We start from the raw sequence: 19,725 nt of genomic DNA on the forward strand, positions 1-19,725 counted from the left end.
GCCAAAGCGACCACGTTGTGAATAGCCAACCGACATCCCATATCGAATCCATGACCAAACGGTCTCGCCTGTTGAAGATACTGGCGTTTCAGGTCGGCTGGTCTAAGGTTGCGTCAGTCGATTCTATCGCGGGGGAGTTTTATGGTTCTGGGCGGCTTTGATATCGTCGTTATTGCGCTGGTGGTCTTCGTCATCCTGGTCCTGTTTGCCGGGATCAAGACGGTGCCGCAGGGCTACCGCTACACGATCGAGCGCTTCGGCCGCTACACCCGCACGCTGGAACCCGGCCTCAACCTGATTACCCCCTTCATCGAGCGTGTCGGCGCCCGCATGAACGTCATGGAGCAGGTTCTGATCGTGCCGACCCAGGAGGTGATCACCAAGGATAACGCTTCCATTTCGGCCGACGCCGTCGCCTTCTTCCAGGTCCTTAATGCCGCCGAGGCCGCCTATCAGGTCGCGCAGCTCGAGAATGCCATTCTGAACCTGACGATGACGAACATCCGCACGGTGATGGGCTCCCTGGATCTCGACGAGTTGCTGTCGAACCGCGATGTGATCAACGACCGCCTTCTGCGTGTCGTCGACGATGCCGTGCAGCCCTGGGGCATCAAGGTGACGCGCGTCGAGATCAAGGACATTCAACCGCCGCGCGACCTCGTGGACGCCATGGCGCGGCAGATGAAGGCCGAGCGCGAGAAGCGGGCGCAGGTGCTTGAGGCCGAGGGCGCCCGAAATGCCCAGATCCTTCGCGCCGAAGGCGCCAAGCAATCCGCAATCCTCCAGGCCGAGGGCCAGCGCGAAGCGGCCTTCCGCAACGCCGAAGCTCGCGAGCGCCTCGCCGAAGCAGAAGCCAAGGCGACGAAGATGGTGTCCGAAGCGATCGCATCCGGCAATGTCCAGGCCATCAACTACTTCGTTGCGCAGAAATATACCGAAGCGCTTGCCGCGATCGGCACCGCCGGCAATTCCAAGGTCGTGTTGATGCCCGTCGAGGCGTCCTCCCTCATCGGATCGCTCGGCGGCATTGGCGCGATTGCCAAGGAGGTCTTTGGCGACAATCCGATACCGCCGGCGCCGCGCCCAACGCAGCGCACCACACCGGCCGTCAGCCCCTTCAACCCGACCACGGAGCGCTGAACCATGATTGCCAGCCTTGTCGCGGAACTCGGACCCTGGAGCTGGTGGATCGCCGGCCTGGTGCTGCTGGCGGCAGAGTTGATCGCACCGGGCTTCTTCCTCGTCTGGATCGGCCTTGCTGCCTTGGTCGTCGGCATTTTGTCGCTGCTGTTCTGGGACAGCAGTTTCTGGTTCTGGCAGGTTCAGGCCATCCTGTTTGCGCTGCTTGCCGTCGTGGCAACGTTCATCGGCCGCAAACTGACCCTGCGGCACGGCGAAACGGATCAGCCTTTCCTCAATCAGCGGGCCGAAAGCCTCGTCGGGCGCACCGCAACGCTGGCGGAGCCCATTCGCGAAGGGCGCGGCCGCATTCGCCTCGACGATACTGTCTGGCGCGTCAGCGGCCCGGACCTGCCAATCGGCACCAAGGTAAAAGTGGTGGCAAGCAGCGGCCGCGATCTAACCGTGGAAGCGGCCTGATCAGGCCACTCCGATCCGCAGCAGATCATGGAAGTGCACGAGCCCGATCGGGCGGTTGTCGTCGTCGATGACGATCAGTGCGCCGATGCTGTGCTGGTTGAGCATCGCAAGCGCGGCCGTTGCAAGCACCGTCGGCTTCACCGTCTTTGGCGTGCGCGTCATGATGTCGTCAACCAGCAGCTCGGAGAGATTGCGCGTAAGGTTGCGCGCCACGTCGCCTTCGGTAACGATACCACAGAGACGGCCATCCTCTTCCACGATCCCGACGCAGCCGAAGTGTTTGCGCGAGAGTGTCGAGATGGCTTCCGGCACCGACGTCCCCTTCGCCACCAATGGCACGCGATCACCAGTATGCATGATGTCGGCGACGTGGCTGAGACTCGCACCGAGCTTGCCGCCTGGGTGGAAGACATGAAAATCGCGGGCAGAGAAGCCGCGCGCGTCCAGCAGGGCGATTGCCAGTGCATCGCCCATCGCCAGCTGCATCAACGTCGACGTTGTCGGAGCGAGGCCATGCGGGCAAGCCTCTTCCTCGTTCGGCATCAGCAGGATGATGTCGGCGGCAGTCGCGAGTGACGATTTCTCGGAACAGGTGACGGCAATCAGCGGAATCGAAAAACGACGCGTATAGGCGACGATGCTGCGAAGCTCGGCGCTTTCTCCGCCCTTGGAAAGGGCAAGAACGACATCCGTCGTGCCGATCATCCCGAGATCGCCATGGTTGGCCTCGGCAGCGTGGACGAAGAACGCAGGCGTTCCTGTTGAAGCCAGTGTCGCCGCGATTTTCACGCCGATATGGCCGCTCTTGCCGACACCGGTAACGATGACGCGACCGGTGATCCCGGTGATCATCTCGACGGCGCGCATGAAAGACTCGGTAAGGCCGTCGTCAAAAGCTCGCTCCAGGGCTTCAAGCGCCCGCCTCTCGGTGCCGATCGTCCGCTTTGCAGACTCAAGAACACCGTTTTCGATGACATTTACCGCTCTTTTGATCATGGCACTGCGTTAGCGGTTTTCACCGGCCGAGTCCATCGGCTGATCCTCAAGGCATGCCGTCGCAACGAATGGTTAACCACAAGCCTTTACGTTCGGGTAACGCTTCGAAGCATGCCAGGATCGACATGAGCCATAGGAAGGATACGAGCAGTCTAACGCCGCTCCGTGCGGTGGGCTTTGCCTTATCCATGGCTCTGACGGTAGGCGTCCTCGTTGCTCCCCAAGCCGCATTTGCGCAGTCGACGCCGGCCCCAAACAGCTCGCTACGCTCGTCCACTACGCAGCCTGCTGCGGCGACCGAGGATGAAGGCGATATCCCAAACCCGTCTAACGGCACCACGTCGGCGGCTGATAATGCCGCGCAAGGAGCCACCGCCGCCGCCATTGCAGCGCCCGATCAGAAGCCGAGCGATGAAACCACCGGGGCGATCCTTGATGAGGACATGATACGCCTCAACACGCGCGAGGCGCCGCTCGACGAGCGGCTGCCGCCCCGCAAGCCGGAGCCGAACCCGGCAACCGAGGAAACGCCCGGCATCCGCATCGGAACCTTCGTGCTGCGCCCCACCGTCACCCAGAGCATCAACACCGAGACGCAGAAGGATGGCGGCGTCAAGCAGACGCGCGCGTTCCTCGAAACCGACATGCACACGACGCTGACGTCGGACTGGGCCTTGCACCAGCTGTTGGTGACCACCGAAGGCGCCTGGCAGAAGAACGTCAGCGGCGAAGGCGAAGAACAGCCTGATTTCAGGATCATCGGCGATCTGCGCCTTGATCTTGCGCAGGACACGACGGCGCACATTAGCGGCGGCTACCATTTCTATCGCGAAGACACCGATGATCCGAATGCCGTGCAGAACGCGGACAAGCAATCGGACGTCCAGGAATTCAGCGCCGGCGCCTCGATCGAGCGCGACTTCGGCATCCTGCGCGGCGCTACCGGCATCGGTCTGAGCCGCGCGATCTATTCCGACGCCACGTTGTCGGACGGCACCACTATTTCACTGGGCGACCGCAACGAGACCAGCGGCACGATCCGCGGCCGTATCGGCTACGAGCTTTCTCCCGCGCTCATCCCCTTCATCGAGGCCAATGTCGGCACGACGGTCTATGACGAGAGAGTTGATTCGGCTGGCTTCCGGCGGTCGGGGGATAGCTATGGCGCCAAGGTCGGCGTCGAGCTAGATATGGGCGAAAAGCTTCGCGGCGAGGTTGGCGTCGGCTACGAGACGGCCACCTTCGACGATCCGCGCCTTTCGAATATCGACACGGCCGTGGTGGACGCTCAACTCCTTTGGTCGCCGCTCAGAGGCACCGACGTTAACATCGGCCTGTTGACAAGCATCAACCCGTCGACGACCGCCGGTGAATCGGGCTACGTTTCCCATGCCTTGACGACGGGCCTCACGCATCAGCTGCGTGACAACCTGACGGGCACGGTGCTTGGCGGTATTACATTGCGCGATTACCCCTCGGATAGCTCGACCAGCGACGAAACGGTCTACACCACCAGCGCCGGTCTGATCTGGAATCTCAACCGCTACCTCGATCTGACCAGCACGGTCGGCTACGAACTGACGTCTCGCAAGACGAGCAGCGACTCCGAGCAGTGGCGAGCCGGTGTCGGCCTCAAACTGAAGCGCTGAAACGAAATCCGCCTCCAAGTGGGAGACTTGAGGCGGACGCAATTCGCTTCAGCAGCGGGCCTGCTTCAGAGGCCCTTCAGCAGTTCCTTGAACCCGCCCTCGACGGTTGGGCGGATGTCCGCACGCTCCAGTGCGAACGCTACGTTCGCCAGGATGAAGCCGTCCTTGGCGCCGCAGTCATAGGTCGTCCCGCGGAAGTGATAGCCTGCAAAGGCCTGGTCCTTCAGCAGCTTCAGCATGCCGTCGGTCAGCTGGATCTCGTTGCCGGCACCGCGTTCCTGCGTCTCGAGGATCTTGAAGACCTCAGGCTGCAGGATGTAGCGGCCGTTGATGAAGTAATTCGACGGCGCTGTACCCTTGGCCGGCTTCTCGACCATGCCGGTGATGCGGAAGCCATCCCCGATCGCCTCGCCGACGCCGACGATGCCGTATTTGTGGGCCTGATCGGGCGCGCACTCTTCGACAGCGACGATGTTGCCGCCGCTATGGGCATAAAGATCGATCATGCCCTTCATGCAGCCCTTGCCTTCGCTTTTCATGATCATGTCGGGCAGCAGCAGCGCGAAAGGCTCATTGCCAACGATCTCGCGGGCACACCAGACGGCATGGCCGAGACCGAGCGGCTCCTGCTGGCGGGTGAAGCTGACCGTACCAGCCTTGGGAAGTTGGCCGGCAAGCAGCGTCATTTCGGCCTGCTTGCTGCGCTCGCGCAGCGTCTGCTCGAGCTCGAAGTGGATATCGAAGTAGTCTTCGATAATGTGTTTGTTTCGACCGGTGACGAAAACGAAATGCTCGATGCCCGCTTCCAAAGCCTCGTCGACCACATATTGAATGATCGGTTTGTCGACGACAGTCAGCATTTCCTTTGGCACGGCTTTCGTGGCCGGGAGAAAGCGAGTCCCGAGACCCGCAACCGGAAATACAGCTTTGCGAACTTTTTTATACTCTGCCACACAATCCTCCTGCGATGATTACACCGCTTGAAATAAAAGGCATTTTTGATTGGACTAGATGAGATTTGCTACCGTTTTGCAAATGGTGACTGCGTTCGTGCGTCATGGTAAAGAATTTGTTGACTTCGTTCAGGTAGTCTCAGGCCTGAGCGGAACTTCGCGCTCTGCTGTGCCTGAAACGAAAGGACGGATGACCGCCGATGACTCAAAATCACAGAAACTCCCTTCGTGGTCTTGCTATCGCACTCATCGTGACCGCGTCCGCCGGTCTGGCTCCCCTCAACGCGAAAGCCGATCAGCGGTTCCAGAAGTGGATCGCGGACTTCTATCAAACTGCCGCTCAAAATGGCATCAGCAAGGCAACATATCGCAAAGCCTTCTCAGGCGTCAGCGATCCGGACCCGACCGTGCTCGAGAAGGCAACCTATCAGCCTGAATTTACAACGAAAATCTGGGACTACGTAGATTCCCGTGTAAATCCGTACACGGTTCAGATCGGCCGTCAGATGGCTGTCAAGCATGCCTCGACACTGAACGCGATCCAACGCCAATTCGGTGTGGACAAGTCGATTCTCCTCGCCATCTGGTCGATGGAGTCCAACTATGGCGCAGTTCTCGACAAGGATGACCGCCTGCATTATGTGCCGCGCGCTTTGGCGACGCTTGCCTACGCCGACGACCGCCGCGCGAAATTCGCCAAGAAGCAGCTGATCGCCGCACTGAAGATCCTGCAGAACGGCGATATCTCCCCGGATGGCATGACCGGCTCCTGGGCCGGCGCCATGGGCCATACCCAGTTCATTCCGACAAGCTACCTGCTCTACGCGGTCGACGCCGACGGCAACGGTCATCGCGATATCTGGAACTCCGTGCCCGATGCCCTGGCGACATCCGCCAACCTGCTGATGAAGAACGGCTGGGACGCGGGCAAGACCTGGGGGTACGAGGTCGTCGTACCGCCGAACGCGCGAAAGCAGGTCGGTAAGACTCACTCGCTGGCGCAGTGGGCCTCCCTCGGCCTGACACGGCCCAACGGCAAGGGCTTCCGCGAAGGCGGCAGCAAAGCCGTCCTCAAGATGCCGGCTGGCGCCGATGGCCCGGGCTTCCTGATGACCAGCAATTTCTTCACCATCAAGAACTACAACGCCTCAGACAGCTATGCGATCGCCGTCGGGCTGCTGGCGGACGAGATCGCCGGCTATGGCGGCATGAAGCAGCGCTGGCCGCGCCCGGGTGGCACGCTCGACGTCAAGGAGAAGTTCGAACTGCAGACGCGCCTGAAGACGCTCGGCTATTATGACGGCGAGGTCGACGGCAACTTCGGCAGCGGATCGAAGGCAGCCATTGCGGCCGTCCAGGCCCGTATTGGAATGCAGCAGGACGGCGAGCCATCGCTGCCGCTCTTGAACGCGCTTCGCAAATAAGAAGAATAAATCGACGACATGTATCTTGGGGTGTGGACGCGCCTTCCTGCTCCATGCGAGAATGCCGGCAGATGCGAGGCTGCTGACTATGCGTAAACGAGTAAACCGGGCAACGCGCCGCTGGGGTGCGATCGGCGCCGCGACACTGGTGCTTGTCTTCAGCGCGCTGCCGGTACACGTGGCTGATGCGCAGGAGCGCTATTACTATCGCCGCTCCATTCTCGACTTCTTCCTTGGTCGTCGCTACATCCAGGAATATCCGCGACAGGCACCGTCTCAGAACGCTCCGCAGCGACAGCCTGCGCCGAAGAGGAAGGCTGCGCCGAAGGCGGCTGCAGCGCCACGCCCAGCCGCTCCCGTGGTCGTTGAAGAGAAGGTGGTCGAGAAACTTGCCAACGCTCAGAAGATCCTTGTCGTCGGCGATTTTCTCGCCGGCGGACTTGGCGTCGGCATGGATGCCGCGTTCAAGGATTCTCCCGGTATCCTCATCGAGACGCACAGCAACGTCGCCTCCGGCCTGGTGCGAGACGACTACTATGATTGGCCGCAACAGCTGACGAAGTTCATGGACGAGGCGAAGCCCGCCATGGTCATCGTCATGCTTGGCGCGAATGATCGCCAGCAGATGGTGACGGATGTCGGCAAGGAAAAATTCAGGACCGACGGCTGGTATGTCGAATATCAGCGCCGTGTCGTAGACTTCGGCAAGCAGGTCACCAGCCGCAAGATCCCGCTCCTGTGGGTCGGCCTGCCGGCCTTCGATTCGCCTGCGATGACGGCCGATGCAGTGCAGCTCAACCAGCTGTTCCGCAAGCAGATGGAGAGCGTCGGCGGCGAGTTCGTTGACATCTGGGACGGCTTCGTCAGCGAAGGCGGTGAATTCATTGTCACTGGCTCGGATATCAACGGCCAGCAGGTGCGCCTGCGCACGTCAGACGGAATCAACTTGACCGAGGCCGGCCGGCGCAAGCTCGCCTTTTACGTCGAGAAGCCCGTGCGCCGCATCCTCGGCATTCAGGCAAGCCCCGACCTCGTCCGGCTTGACACGGGCAACGCGCCTACGATCGACGCTCTCGCAACACCGGGGCGGACCGAACCGATCAGCCTGTCCGATCCGAACCTCGATGGCGGCGCGGAGCTTCTCGGCGGCAGAGTCCTGCCGGTCAGCGTGACCAAGTCACCGCGCGACATGCTGGTTCAGGACGGCGAGATGGCGCCTCCCCCAGCCGGCCGGGTCGATGACTACCGCATGACGCCGATGAAGCCGTCGGCGCAGGTTTCCATCAAATAGGCAAGGTGAGGCGAAAGCCCGTCCTTGATCTCAGCGGCGGACTTGGCTGCTGCTCGGTTTGTGAAACTGACCACCCATGCGGAAACCTCTGCCCTAGCGAGCCACCTGACAGCGCAGACGGAGACAAACGTCATGCAATCACAAATGCCGATTGATCACGGCGCATGGTCCGCTTGGCATCCCCAGGAACTGGCAGCCCGGCTGAGCGCTATCTCAAGGCGGTGGTGCATTGTTGGCGGATGGGCGCTCGATCTTTGGCACGGGCATCAGACCCGCGAGCACGAGGACCTCGAATTCACCATCCTGCGGCAAGATCTCGCCATCTTTCGCCATGCTCTGAGAGGCATGGAATTCCATACCGCTGGAGATGGCGTTGTCGAGTACCTGCCAGCAGACGAGGAGCCTCCGGCAGCAATCTCGCAGATATGGTGTCTGGACATGAAGGAGCGCGCGCTGGCGCGTCGACATGATGATCGAGCCGGGAACGCTCGACACCTGGATCTACAAACGACAAGCTGCGATTTCCCGCCCGCGCGCCGAGATGGTCGATACGACGGCTGAGGGTATTCCTTATTTGAAGCCGGCCGCCGTCCTTCTGTTCAAGGCGAAATACAGACGCCCCAAGGACGAAATCGACTTCGAGAGAGCCTTGCCGAGGCTGCCGGTTTCGGAACGTCTGTGGCTGAAAACCTCGCTTGCGGCATGCCACCCCGGCCATGAATGGTTGAAGGGCCTGCAAGAGCCGCAGATGACGCTCGCGCAGTGGTGATCCGGAGTTCATGGAATGAAAAGGGCCGCACAAAGCGGCCCTAACTCCATTCATCAAACGGCATTGCTTACCGCGGCAGAACCGTCGAGCCCATCAGGGCTTCATCGATGGCGCGGGCGGCCTGGCGGCCTTCGCGGATCGCCCAGACGACCAGCGACTGGCCGCGGCGAACGTCGCCTGCCGTCCAGAACTTGTCGACCGAGGTCTTGTAGTCGCGGTCATTGGCAACGACGTTGGTCGAGCCGCGACGGTCGGTGTTGAGCGTCAGCTCACCGTCGAGCTCCTTCAGCACACTGTCCTTGAACGGACCGCTGAAGCCGATCGCGATAAAGGCGAGGTCGGCCTTGATGATGAATTCCGTGCCTGCGATCGGCTTTCGACGCTCGTCGACTTCGCAGCACTTCACGCCGGTCAGGACGCCATCTTCGCCGACGAACTCGAGCGTTGCAACCTGGAACTCGCGAATGGCGCCTTCCGCCTGTGAAGACGAGGTGCGCATCTTCGTCGCCCAGAACGGCCAGACGGCGAGCTTGTCTTCCTTCTCGGGCGGCTGCGGGCGAATGTCGAGCTGGGTAACCTTCACGGCACCCTGACGGAACGCCGTGCCGACGCAGTCAGACGCGGTATCGCCACCGCCGACGACGACGACATGTTTGGCGCCTGCAAGGATCGGGTCAGACGCCCAGCCGACGCTGTCGATGTTTTCGCGGCCGACGCGCTTGTTCTGCTGCACAAGGTACGGCATCGCATCGTGCACACCGGCAAGCTCGATGCCCGGAATGCCTGCTTGGCGGGGCGTTTCCGAACCGCCGCAATAGAGCACGGCATCATAATCCGAAAGCAGCTGCTCGACCTTCACGTCGACGCCGACATTGACGCCACAATGGAAGGTGACGCCTTCGCCTTTCATCTGCTCGACGCGACGATCGATGAAGTTCTTCTCCATCTTGAAATCAGGGATGCCGTAGCGCAGCAGGCCGCCGGGCTTCGACTCGCGCTCATAGAGGTGAACGTCGTGGCCGGCGCGGCCGAGCTGTTGCGCAGCCGCCATGCCGGCAGGGCCGGAACCGATGATCGCCACCTTCTTGCCCGTATGCACCGTGGCCGGCTGCGGACGGATGAAACCGAGCTCGTAGGCCTTGTCGGCGATCGCCTGCTCGACCGTCTTGATCGCAACCGGCGTGTCTTCAAGGTTCAGCGTGCACGCTTCCTCGCAGGGGGCGGGGCAAACGCGGCCGGTGAATTCCGGGAAGTTGTTGGTCGAATGCAGGTTCTGGATCGCCGCTTCCCAGTTGTTGTTATAGACGAGGTCGTTCCAGTCAGGAATCTGGTTGTGCACCGGACAACCGGTCGGCCCATGGCAATAGGGGATGCCACAGTCCATGCAGCGCGCTGCCTGTTTCTGTACTTCCTGGTCCGACATCGGGATCGTGAATTCGCGGAAATGCCGGATGCGATCCGAGGCAGGCTGATACTTCGCCACCTGCCGGTCGATTTCCAGAAACCCTGTGACCTTACCCATATTTTCGTCCCTTACACTCATGACCGCCTCGCCTGCGGCCAGTTGTCCATCGTCAGCCTCGACAGCGGAGGCAGGTTGCTTCTTTCGACCGTCATCAAGCATATCCCTTGAGTGCCATCCACGCGCCGGCGCTGCCTGAGGCTGCTGCCGATCTGTGGGTCATTGAGATACTTCGGTCATCCGCCGCGCCGGCGTTCACCAGCGCAACGGAAGTAAGCGTAATCACTCGGCCGCAATTCCCATGCGGGCGCGTTCCATTTCTTCCAGGGCACGGCGGTACTCGACCGGCATGACCTTGCGGAACTTCGGACGGTAGTCGACCCAGTTATCCAGGATCTGCTTGGCGCGGGTCGAACCCGTGTAGTGCAGATGGTTGGAGATCAGCTGGTAGAGACGCTCTTCGTCGTGGCGCGTCATGTCACCCGAAACGTCGACGCGTCCCTTGTGCATGAGGTCGCCGCCGTGGTGATGCAGCTTCTCCAGCATGTCGTCCTCTTCCGGAACCGGCTCGAGTTCGACCATCGCCATGTTGCATCTCTTGGCAAAATCGCCGGCTTCGTCGAGCACATAAGCCACGCCGCCGGACATGCCAGCCGCAAAGTTGCGGCCCGTTGAGCCGAGGACGACGACGACACCGCCCGTCATGTATTCGCAGCCATGGTCGCCCACGCCTTCGACGATGGCGATCGCACCGGAGTTGCGGACCGCGAAGCGCTCGCCCGCGACACCGCGGAAGTAGCACTCGCCTTCGGTCGCACCGTAGAGCACGGTGTTGCCGACGATGATGGAGTCTTCCGCGACGATCTTCGAATTCTCCGGCGGCCGGACGATGATCTTGCCGCCCGACAGGCCCTTGCCGACATAGTCGTTGCCGTCACCGATCAGGTTGAAGGTGATGCCGCGCGCTAGGAAGGCGCCGAACGACTGCCCGGCAGTGCCCTTGAGCGTCACGTTGATCGTGTCGTCCTTGAGGCCGCGGTGGTTGTAGCGCTTGGCGACTTCTCCGGACAGCATCGCACCGGCCGAACGGTCGACGTTCTTGATGTCCGCTTCGAAGGCAACCGGCGTCTTCGAGGTCAGCGCCGGCTGCGCCTCCTCGATCAGCTTGCGGTCGAGAATGTCGTCGATCGGGTGCTTCTGGCGGGTCGTCCAGTAGGTTGCATCCTTCGGCGCCTGGACCTTGTGGAAGATGCGGCTGAAGTCGAGACCCTTGGACTTCCAGTGCGCCAGCATCTCGTCCTTCTCGAGCAGCTCCGAAGCGCCGATGATGTCATCGAGCTTGGTGAAGCCGAGCGAGGCGAGGATTTCGCGCACTTCGTTGGCAACGAAGAAGAAGTAGTTGACGACGTGCTCGGGCGTGCCCTTGAAGCGCTTGCGCAGAACCGGGTCCTGCGTGGCAACGCCGACAGGACAGGTGTTCAAATGGCACTTGCGCATCATGATGCAGCCGGCAGCGATCAAAGGTGCCGTCGCGAAGCCGAATTCGTCGGCGCCGAGAAGCGCTCCGATGATGACATCGCGGCCGGTCTTCAGGCCGCCGTCGACCTGCAGGGCGATGCGCGAGCGCAATCCGTTCAGCACCAGGGTCTGCTGGGTTTCGGCAAGGCCGATTTCCCACGGGCTGCCGGCATGCTTCAGCGAAGTCAGCGGCGATGCGCCGGTGCCGCCATCGAAACCGGAGACCGTGATGTGGTCGGCGCGCGCCTTGGCAACGCCGGCGGCAACCGTGCCGACGCCAACTTCCGAGACGAGCTTGACCGACACATCCGACGTCGGGTTGACGTTCTTCAGGTCATAGATCAGCTGCGCCAGATCTTCGATCGAATAGATGTCGTGATGCGGCGGCGGCGAGATCAGGCCGACACCCGGGGTCGAGTGGCGGGTCTTGGCAACCGTCGCGTCAACCTTGTGGCCAGGCAGCTGGCCGCCTTCGCCGGGCTTGGCACCCTGCGCCACCTTGATCTGCAGCATATCGGCATTGACCAGATACTCGGTCGTAACACCGAAGCGTCCCGACGCGATCTGCTTGATCGCCGAGCGTTCCGGGTTCGACGACCCATCGGGCAGCGGCATGTAACGGTCGGATTCTTCACCGCCCTCGCCGGTGTTGGACTTGCCGCCGATCCGGTTCATGGCGATCGCCAGCGTCGTGTGTGCCTCGCGGCTGATCGAGCCGAAGGACATGGCACCCGTCGAGAAGCGCTTGACGATATCGACCGCTGGCTCGACCTCGTCGACCGAGACCGGCTTGCGACCGATCTCTTCGGCGCTCTTGATGTTGAAGAGGCCACGGATCGTGTTCATGCGCAGCGCTGAGGTGTTCACCATCTCGGCGAACTCGCGGTAGCGGTCTTCGGCATTGCCGCGAACGGCATGCTGAAGCGTGGCGACCGCATCCGGCGTCCAGGCATGGCTTTCGCCGCGCATGCGGTAGGCATACTCGCCACCGATGTCGAGCGTCGTCGCCAGCAGCGGATCCTTGCCGAAGGCGGAGGTGTGACGCGCAACAGTCTCTTCGGCGATCGCGGCGAGATCGACGCCTTCGATCATCGTTGCCGTGCCGAAGAAGTACTTGTCGACCAGCTCCTGCTGCAGGCCGATCGCATCGAAGATCTGGCCGCCGCAATAGGACTGATAGGTCGAGATGCCCATCTTCGACATGACCTTGAGGATGCCTTTGCCAACCGCCTTGATGTAGCGGTAGACGACTTCGCTGGCGTCGACTTCCTTCGGGAACTCGCCCTTGGCATGCATGTCGAGCAACGTGTCGAAGGCAAGGTAAGGGTTGATCGCTTCGGCGCCATAGCCTGCGAGCAGGCAGAAGTGGTGCACTTCGCGCGGCTCGCCGGTTTCGACGACGAGACCGACCGAGGTGCGCAGCCCTTTGCGGATCAGGTGATGGTGCACGGCAGCCGTCGCCAGCAGCGCGGGAATGGCGATGCGGTCCGGGCCGATCTGGCGGTCGGAGAGCACGATGATGTTGTAGCCGCCCTTGACCGCGGCTTCGGCGCGCTCGCAGAGACGGTCGAGCATTTCGGGCATGCCTTCGGCGCCGCGTTCGACATCATAGGTGAAGTCGAGCGTCTTGGTGTCGAAGCGGTCTTCCGTATGACCGATCGAGCGGATTTTTTCCAGATCGCCATTGGTCAGGATCGGCTGGCGCACTTCCAGGCGCTTGGCGTTCGCCATGCCCGTATGGTCGAGAATGTTCGGACGCGGTCCGATGAACGAGACGAGGCTCATGACGAGCTCTTCGCGGATCGGGTCGATCGGCGGGTTCGTGACCTGCGCGAAGTTCTGCTTGAAATAGGTATAGAGCAGCTTCGACTTTTCCGACATCGCCGAAATCGGCGTATCCGTGCCCATCGAACCCACGGCCTCCTGACCCGTGGTCGCCATCGGCGACATCAGGATCTTGGTGTCCTCGGTCGTGTAGCCGAAGGCCTGCTGGCGGTTGAGCAGTGAAACGTCGCGGCGTAGCGCACGCGGCTCGACCGGCTTCAGGTCTTCGAGGATCAGCTGCGTGCGATCCAGCCAACTGCGATAGGGATGCTTGGTGGCAAGCTCGGACTTCACTTCCTCGTCGGAAACGATCCGGCCCTTTTCCATGTCGATCAGCAGCATCTTGCCCGGCTGCAGGCGCCACTTCTGGACGATGTCCTCCTCCGGGACCGGCAGCGTACCGGCTTCAGATGCAAGGATGACGCGGTCGTCATTCGTGACAAGATAGCGAGCCGGACGCAAGCCGTTGCGGTCGAGCGTCGCGCCGATCTGCTTGCCGTCGGTGAAGGCGACAGCCGCCGGTCCGTCCCACGGCTCCATCAGCGCAGCGTGATATTCGTAGAATGCCTTGCGCTCGGCCGCCATCGACTGGTTGCCGGCCCAGGCTTCCGGGATCAGCATCATCACGGCATGCGCCAAGGAGTAGCCGCCGCGCACGAGGAACTCGAGGGCGTTGTCGAAACAGGCCGTGTCGGACTGGCCTTCATAGGAGATCGGCCAGAGCTTGGAGATGTCGTCACCGAAGAGGGGCGAAGAAACCGAGGCCTGACGTGCCGCCATCCAGTTGACGTTGGAGCGCAGCGTGTTGATTTCACCGTTGTGGGCAACCATGCGGTAGGGGTGCGCCAGCTTCCACGACGGGAAAGTGTTGGTGGAGAAGCGCTGGTGCACGAGGGCAACCGCGGACTCGAAACGCGGGTCCGACAGGTCCTTATAGTAAGCCCCGACCTGGTAGGCCAGAAACATGCCCTTGTAGACAACGGTCGCCGACGACAGCGACACCGGATAGAAGTTGCTCTCCTCGCCATCAAACTCGTCGTAGATGCGGTTGGAGATCACCTTGCGCAGCGTGAACAGGCGACGCTCGAACTCGTTGTTGGTCGCAGCATCCTTGCCCGCACCAATGAAGACCTGCACATGATGCGGCTCGGTCGCGGCAATCTCGGGCGCCTTGGAAAGCGAGGAGTTGTCGACGGGCACATCGCGGAAGCCGAGGAAGACCTGACCTTCCTCGACGATGACGTCCTGGATCACCTTCTTGAAGTGGGCGATCTGCTTTTCGTCGCGCGGCATAAAGATGTGACCCATGCCGTATTCGCCGACCTTCGGCAGCGTGATACCCTGCCTGGCCATTTCCTCGCGGAAGAAGCGGTCCGGGATCTGCACGAGGATGCCAGCACCGTCGCCCATCAGCGGATCGGCGCCGACGGCACCGCGGTGCGTCAGGTTCTGGAGAATAAAAAGACCGTCCTTGACGATCTGGTGCGACTTCTGACCCTTCATATGGGCGACGAAGCCGACACCGCAGGCATCATGCTCGTTGCGCGGGTCGTAAAGTCCCTGTTTTCGCGGCAGACCGGAGGCGAATTTACGCGTATTGGCCGTCGCACGCGTCGTTGCCGCTGCGAACTGGTCAAAACCCGTGGATGGCGTCTTCGTCATCATTCCCTCCTGTCAGAGCCCGCGAGCTTGCGGGCGGCTTCTTGTCCCGCGTCGCCCCTGATCCTAGGGTCGGCGCGTGACAGCTCTGTTGCATTATCGAAGATCCGGTCGCCGGCGGCAGGCTCTCCGGGGAAAGCAACCGTTGCGCTCCCGCGCCTGCCATCCGCCTCCGCACGCGGGCTTCTGCCCGCATTTGAAGAACTATAGCGTGAAACCCCACAAGTGTAAGGTTTTTTGGCGCCTCTTCGGCCATCGCGGCCAAAATAGGACAGCAACCCTGTCCTAATTCACTCGATCTATGCCAGAAACATCCCGCCCGCGCAAGAGCACTGAATCAAAAAAATGTCGATTGGCGACAGAATATTACCGTGCAGGCCAGATGGCGAGACATAAAATTACGCAACTCAGCATTATTTTGTTTATTGATTGCTTAAGTCAATTTTTGTGATGGATTCCACGCCGCCCCTTTGACCCGCGCAGGCGATAGCGTAATGTCGCCGCCCGAACCTGATCCCCACCACGTCCCAAGCGGTCTCCTTTCATGTATTTTGCATCCGACAACTGGGCAGGCGCCCATCGATCCATCGCCGAACGTCTGCTCCGGGAATCCGACGGCTTTGCCGCGGCCTATGGCGCAAGCGATCTCGATCGGCGCGTCGAGCGACGCTTTGCCGAAGTCTTCGAGCGCGAGGTCGCGGTGCTGTTCGTCGGCACAGGCACGGCGGCGAACTCGTTGTCGCTTGCCAGCGTCCAGCGCCCCGGCGGAATCACCTTTTGCCATTCCGAAGCGCATGTGATCGCCGACGAATGCGGCGCACCCGACTTCTTCAGCGGCGCCCGCCTGCTCGGCGTTCCCGGTGCGGAAGGAAAGATCGATCCGGCAAAACTCAAGGAGAAGATCGCAGCCTTCCCGCCGACCGCCGTACAACACGGGCGGGCAACGGCTGTGACGATCACCCAGGCAACGGAGGCCGGTACGGTCTACACCCTGTCGGAAATCGACGAAATCGCCGCAATCGCCCGGAAAGATAAACTACCCCTCCACATGGACGGTGCACGCTTTGCCAACGCCCTTGTCTCCCTCGGTGCCAGCCCGGCTGAGATGACCTGGAAGCGCGGCGTAGGCATGCTGTCCTTCGGCGGCACGAAGAACGGTTGCTGGTGCGCGGAGGCAATCGTCTTGTTCAATCCGGAACAGGCGAAGGAGATGCCGTTCATCCGCAAGCGTGCGGCCCAGCTTTTCTCCAAGTCACGCTTCATCGCCGCCCAGTTCGATGCCTATTTCGAGAACGATCTCTGGCTCGACCTTGCCCGCCATGCAAACGGCATGTCCGACCGCCTGCGCGCCGGCATTGACGCAAGCAACTCGGCTCGCCTCGCGTGGCCGACCTCGGCCAACGAAGTCTTTGCAGTCATCCCGAAGAGCGCGGCCAAAACCGCCGAGGAGAAGGGTGCGAAATTCTACGAGTGGTCAGTGCCGCCGGCAACGCCCGAGCTCGTCGGCCCGGGTGAGACCCTGGTCCGACTGGTTACCAGCTTTGCGACGACAAAGGCAGACGTCGATGGCTTCCTGAGCTGCCTCGCGGACTGAGTTGTCGGGCTCAATTCTGATGCCCCGTGACGGCGGATTGCGGCTTGCCGCTATCCGTCGTTTTCGCGTCGTGTCCGGCCACGACAATCAGCATCACACAGGCAACCAGCCCGGATACGAAGAGTATGCCATACGTCATCGGTCCGTTCTCCTTGCCCCGAAGATCGACCATCAAGGCGGGCAGCCTAGACGCCGAACCTAACCAGATGCCTAAGCTACAGGGTTGAGAGCGTCTTAAGACGGTAGGCGGCCCGTTAACTTTTGCGGCAAAAGCCGAACGAAAATTGCGCCCGCGTGAAGCGTGATGGGCGTGGTTGATATCCGATCCCCTGGCCACCCCGCCGCAGCCGCGCTATCACCGGGGCACCGGTCTGAAATCGGAAAACAGCGAAGGAGACCCGAATGGAAATCCGTCCTGAACAGCCAAGCGACATCACGGCGATCCGTCAGATAACAAAGGCGGCATTCGCATCGATGGAATATAGCAGTCAAACAGAAGCAGAGATCGTTGACGCTCTCCGCGAAGCGGGCGCATTGACGGTCTCGCTCGTCGCGGTCCAGGATGGTGCCGTCTTAGGGCATATCGCGTTTTCGCCCGTTGCGATCGATGCCCAAGACAAGGGCTGGTTTGGACTTGGACCGGTCTCGGTCAGGCCGGACCGTCAAAAGGAGGGCATTGGCGGCAAGCTCATTTCCGACGGCTTATCGCGGCTTGCCAATGTCGGAGCCAGAGGCTGCGTCGTTCTCGGCGATCCCGGCTACTACAGGCGCTTCGGCTTCCAGAATGACGCCAATCTGATCTTTGAGGCGGCGCCTGCGGAATATTTCATGCACTTGGCGTTCGCCGGCCGCACGCCTGCGGGCAAAGTCACCTATCACGACGCCTTCTGTGCCACTTGATAGGAAAGCTGAGGCTTGAAGACAAGATCGCCTTGTCGATAGCGCATGTGAGGAAACTGGCTTCGCGACTGTTCGTCCGGCGGCGGACAGCCCTGTCATGCGTTGGCACGAAGGCTACGCACCTTACCAAGAATATCATCCGATAGGGCTGAAACCAGTGCCTGGTCCGCCCCTTTTCGCGGCACCAGCACAAACTCGACATCCTCAAGCACCGGCAGCTTGCCTTTGCCGATCTCCTTCAACCCTGATGGCGCCATGCTGCGTGGCTGCACCAGAACACCCATCCCCGCCCGCGCTGCCGCCGTCAGTCCGCTGAGGCTGCCGCAGGTGCAGACGATCCGCCAGGCGACCTGGCTGCGCCCCAACGCTTCGAGTGCAATGCTGCGCGTCACGCTCGGCGGCGGGAAGGCGATCAATGACAGGGGCGTAGCGCTCAACACATGCTCGGGATCGCGCGCCAGCCAGACGAGTGGCTCGCGATAGACCAGCCGCCCGCGGGCATCGCCGAGCCGGCGCTTCGCCAGCACGAGGTCGATCTCGCCATTGTCCTGCATCTCGTAGAGCGTCCCGGAGAGCGCAACCGTCAATTCGAGATCGACCGACGGGTGCGAGCGGACGAAATCCTCGAGCACTGCCGGTAGCTGGCTGGTCACGAAGTCTTCCGACACGCCGAGCCGGAGATTGCCGCGCAGCTTCTGTCCCCTGAATTGCGATTGAACCTGTGCCTCGATCGCCAGCATCGCCCGCGCATGGCTGAGCAGCGCCTCGCCGTCGGTCGTCAGCAGCACCTTGTGGGTGTCGCGCGCCAGCAACCGCCGTCCGACGGCGCTTTCGAGCCGCTGGATATGCTGGCTGACGGTCGATTGGCCGAGCCCGAGCCTTTCGGCGGCAAGCGTGAAGCTTCCCATCTGTTCGACGGCAACAAAACTGCGCAGTTGCGTAAGATCAAGCATGGCAATCCAGAAATACGATAACTGTTATTCCTTGCATCCTGTATCATAATGGAAGAAAGACAAATGATCTACTGATCTCCTTGAGTGTCCGCCATGCGCCGTTTTCTGCCCGATAACTTTACGATGCTACTCGTCTGCACCGTCATCCTCGCCTCTCTGCTGCCGGCCAAAGGCGCTTTTGCCGGCTATTTCGGGATCGCGACGAGCCTGGCGGTGGCCCTTCTCTTCTTTCTGCACGGCGCACGCCTGTCGCGCGACGTGGTGATCGCCGGCCTGCTGCATTGGCGGCTTCATCTCGTCATCCTGCTGACGACGTTCGGACTTTTTCCGATCCTCGGCCTCGGCCTCGGCTTCGTGCCTGAATGGATACTGCCGAAGCCGCTCTATCTCGGGATCCTCTATCTGAGCGTTCTGCCATCGACCGTGCAGTCGTCGATCGCCTTCACCTCGATGGCGGGTGGCAACGTCCCGGCAGCCATCTGCTCGGCATCGGCGTCGAACATCTTCGGCATGTTCCTGACACCGCTGCTGGTCGGGCTGCTGTTTTCCGTCGGCGGTCATGGCGGCTTTTCCTGGAGCGCGCTGCAGCAGATCCTTCTCCAGCTGCTGCTGCCCTTCGTCGTCGGCCAGTTGCTTGAGCCGTGGATCGGCGGCTGGATCCGCGCGAAGAAGAAGCTTCTGATGCCTGTCGACCGCGGCTCGATCCTGATGGTGGTCTATCTCGCCTTCAGCACGGCGGTCGTCGAGGGTCTCTGGCACACCTTCTCGATCGGCGACATCGCCGCAGTCATCGTCGCCGACACAGCGCTGCTCGCCTTCGTGCTGTGCTTCACCATGTTTGGCAGCCGTCTCCTCGGCTTCAACAAGGCCGACGAGATCACCATCACCTTCTGCGGCTCGAAGAAGAGCCTCGCCAGCGGAGCGCCGATGGCGAGCGTCATCTTTGCCGGGCAATCGATCGGGGCGATCGTGCTCCCACTGATGCTGTTCCACCAGATCCAGCTGATGGTCTGCGCCGTGATCGCGCAGAAATATGCAGCCAGAGCAGCGCACCACATTACCGAAGAGGAAGCCGAGGAAGCGGCAAGCCCGGCCTGACATTGGACGACAAAAAGGCGGCGCTCTCACGAGCGC

General features: G+C 61.5%; 14 protein-coding genes and 1 pseudogene. 9 read left to right on the plus strand and 6 right to left on the minus strand.

Annotated features, from left to right (window positions below):
* Positions 1-141: 141 nt before the first annotated feature.
* Together BSG20_RS26600 and BSG20_RS26605 are read left to right on the plus strand one after the other, a co-directional pair.
* On the plus strand, positions 142-1,140 hold the full coding sequence (locus BSG20_RS26600; protein WP_072380260.1) for an SPFH domain-containing protein: 999 nt from the start codon (positions 142-144) through the stop codon (positions 1,138-1,140).
* Between the two features lie 3 nt (positions 1,141-1,143).
* Positions 1,144-1,599 (plus strand): NfeD family protein, encoded by a 456-nt coding sequence (locus tag BSG20_RS26605; protein ID WP_072380258.1) that lies wholly within the window; start codon positions 1,144-1,146, stop codon positions 1,597-1,599.
* On the opposite strand, the gene BSG20_RS26610 is transcribed toward BSG20_RS26605, so the two are convergent.
* Positions 1,600-2,595 (minus strand): KpsF/GutQ family sugar-phosphate isomerase, encoded by a 996-nt coding sequence (locus BSG20_RS26610; RefSeq protein ID WP_072380256.1) that lies wholly within the window; start codon positions 2,593-2,595, stop codon positions 1,600-1,602.
* 125 nt (positions 2,596-2,720) lie between these two features.
* Between BSG20_RS26610 and BSG20_RS26615 the strand changes: the two genes are divergently transcribed.
* Positions 2,721-4,244, plus strand: a complete 1,524-nt coding sequence (locus BSG20_RS26615; protein ID WP_072380254.1) for an outer membrane beta-barrel protein — start codon at positions 2,721-2,723, stop codon at positions 4,242-4,244.
* A 65-nt stretch (positions 4,245-4,309) separates the two neighbouring features.
* Here BSG20_RS26615 and galU read toward each other — a convergent pair whose 3' ends face one another.
* Positions 4,310-5,197, minus strand: a complete 888-nt coding sequence (galU, locus tag BSG20_RS26620) for a UTP--glucose-1-phosphate uridylyltransferase GalU (protein ID WP_072380252.1) — start codon at positions 5,195-5,197, stop codon at positions 4,310-4,312.
* A gap of 200 nt (positions 5,198-5,397) precedes the next feature.
* Between galU and BSG20_RS26625 the strand changes: the two genes are divergently transcribed.
* The 3 genes and pseudogenes from BSG20_RS26625 (at position 5,398) to BSG20_RS26635 (ending at position 8,681) form a co-directional block, all read left to right on the plus strand.
* On the plus strand, positions 5,398-6,621 hold the full coding sequence (locus BSG20_RS26625; protein ID WP_072380250.1) for a lytic murein transglycosylase: 1,224 nt from the start codon (positions 5,398-5,400) through the stop codon (positions 6,619-6,621).
* Positions 6,622-6,682: 61 nt separating this feature from the next.
* Positions 6,683-7,912 carry an SGNH/GDSL hydrolase family protein gene (locus tag BSG20_RS26630; RefSeq protein WP_072380248.1) on the plus strand — a complete coding sequence of 410 codons (1,230 nt, stop codon included), beginning with the start codon at positions 6,683-6,685 and terminating at the stop codon, positions 7,910-7,912.
* A 132-nt stretch (positions 7,913-8,044) separates the two neighbouring features.
* A pseudogene (locus BSG20_RS26635) lies at positions 8,045-8,681 on the plus strand (nucleotidyltransferase domain-containing protein).
* A 67-nt stretch (positions 8,682-8,748) separates the two neighbouring features.
* Here BSG20_RS26635 and BSG20_RS26640 read toward each other — a convergent pair.
* Positions 8,749-10,203 carry a glutamate synthase subunit beta gene (locus BSG20_RS26640; protein WP_072380323.1) on the minus strand — a complete coding sequence of 485 codons (1,455 nt, stop codon included), beginning with the start codon at positions 10,201-10,203 and terminating at the stop codon, positions 8,749-8,751.
* A 222-nt stretch (positions 10,204-10,425) separates the two neighbouring features.
* Positions 10,426-15,150 (minus strand): glutamate synthase large subunit, encoded by a 4,725-nt coding sequence (gene gltB / locus BSG20_RS26645; RefSeq protein ID WP_177309895.1) that lies wholly within the window; start codon positions 15,148-15,150, stop codon positions 10,426-10,428.
* A 538-nt stretch (positions 15,151-15,688) separates the two neighbouring features.
* On the opposite strand from gltB, the gene BSG20_RS26650 reads away from it, so the two are divergent.
* Complete coding sequence (locus tag BSG20_RS26650) at positions 15,689-16,738, plus strand: threonine aldolase family protein (protein WP_072380244.1); 1,050 nt, start codon at positions 15,689-15,691, stop codon at positions 16,736-16,738.
* A 10-nt stretch (positions 16,739-16,748) separates the two neighbouring features.
* Here BSG20_RS26650 and BSG20_RS38485 read toward each other — a convergent pair whose 3' ends face one another.
* Positions 16,749-16,877 carry a hypothetical protein gene (locus BSG20_RS38485; RefSeq protein WP_258579757.1) on the minus strand — a complete coding sequence of 43 codons (129 nt, stop codon included), beginning with the start codon at positions 16,875-16,877 and terminating at the stop codon, positions 16,749-16,751.
* A 263-nt stretch (positions 16,878-17,140) separates the two neighbouring features.
* Between BSG20_RS38485 and BSG20_RS26655 the strand changes: the two genes are divergently transcribed.
* Positions 17,141-17,638 carry a GNAT family N-acetyltransferase gene (locus BSG20_RS26655; RefSeq protein ID WP_072380242.1) on the plus strand — a complete coding sequence of 166 codons (498 nt, stop codon included), beginning with the start codon at positions 17,141-17,143 and terminating at the stop codon, positions 17,636-17,638.
* A 95-nt stretch (positions 17,639-17,733) separates the two neighbouring features.
* Here the strand turns inward: BSG20_RS26655 and BSG20_RS26660 are convergent, their stop codons facing one another.
* A complete protein-coding gene (locus BSG20_RS26660) occupies positions 17,734-18,591 on the minus strand; it encodes a LysR family transcriptional regulator (protein WP_072380240.1) in 858 nt (285 codons plus the stop codon).
* Between the two features lie 93 nt (positions 18,592-18,684).
* On the opposite strand from BSG20_RS26660, the gene BSG20_RS26665 reads away from it, so the two are divergent.
* On the plus strand, positions 18,685-19,689 hold the full coding sequence (locus BSG20_RS26665) for a bile acid:sodium symporter family protein (RefSeq protein WP_072380321.1): 1,005 nt from the start codon (positions 18,685-18,687) through the stop codon (positions 19,687-19,689).
* Positions 19,690-19,725: the final 36 nt, after the last annotated feature.

The sequence above is a fragment of the Rhizobium tibeticum genome (assembly GCF_900110205.1).
Lineage (GTDB): Bacteria > Pseudomonadota > Alphaproteobacteria > Rhizobiales > Rhizobiaceae > Rhizobium > Rhizobium tibeticum.

Bases quoted from the DNA above. Each gene is read 5' to 3' on its own strand.
- BSG20_RS26600 (WP_072380260.1), top strand. From the start codon at position 142: ATGGTTCTGGGCGGCTTTGATATCGTCGTTATTGCGCTGGTGGTCTTC.
- BSG20_RS26605 (WP_072380258.1), top strand. From the start codon at position 1,144: ATGATTGCCAGCCTTGTCGCGGAACTCGGACCCTGGAGCTGGTGGATC.
- BSG20_RS26610 (WP_072380256.1), bottom strand. From the start codon at position 2,595: ATGATCAAAAGAGCGGTAAATGTCATCGAAAACGGTGTTCTTGAGTCT.
- BSG20_RS26615 (WP_072380254.1), top strand. From the start codon at position 2,721: ATGAGCCATAGGAAGGATACGAGCAGTCTAACGCCGCTCCGTGCGGTG.
- BSG20_RS26625 (WP_072380250.1), top strand. From the start codon at position 5,398: ATGACTCAAAATCACAGAAACTCCCTTCGTGGTCTTGCTATCGCACTC.
- BSG20_RS26630 (WP_072380248.1), top strand. From the start codon at position 6,683: ATGCCGGCAGATGCGAGGCTGCTGACTATGCGTAAACGAGTAAACCGG.
- BSG20_RS26640 (WP_072380323.1), bottom strand. From the start codon at position 10,203: ATGGGTAAGGTCACAGGGTTTCTGGAAATCGACCGGCAGGTGGCGAAG.
- gltB (WP_177309895.1), bottom strand. From the start codon at position 15,150: ATGATGACGAAGACGCCATCCACGGGTTTTGACCAGTTCGCAGCGGCA.
- BSG20_RS26650 (WP_072380244.1), top strand. From the start codon at position 15,689: ATGTATTTTGCATCCGACAACTGGGCAGGCGCCCATCGATCCATCGCC.
- BSG20_RS38485 (WP_258579757.1), bottom strand. From the start codon at position 16,877: ATGACGTATGGCATACTCTTCGTATCCGGGCTGGTTGCCTGTGTGATG.
- BSG20_RS26655 (WP_072380242.1), top strand. From the start codon at position 17,141: ATGGAAATCCGTCCTGAACAGCCAAGCGACATCACGGCGATCCGTCAG.
- BSG20_RS26660 (WP_072380240.1), bottom strand. From the start codon at position 18,591: ATGCTTGATCTTACGCAACTGCGCAGTTTTGTTGCCGTCGAACAGATG.
- BSG20_RS26665 (WP_072380321.1), top strand. From the start codon at position 18,685: ATGCGCCGTTTTCTGCCCGATAACTTTACGATGCTACTCGTCTGCACC.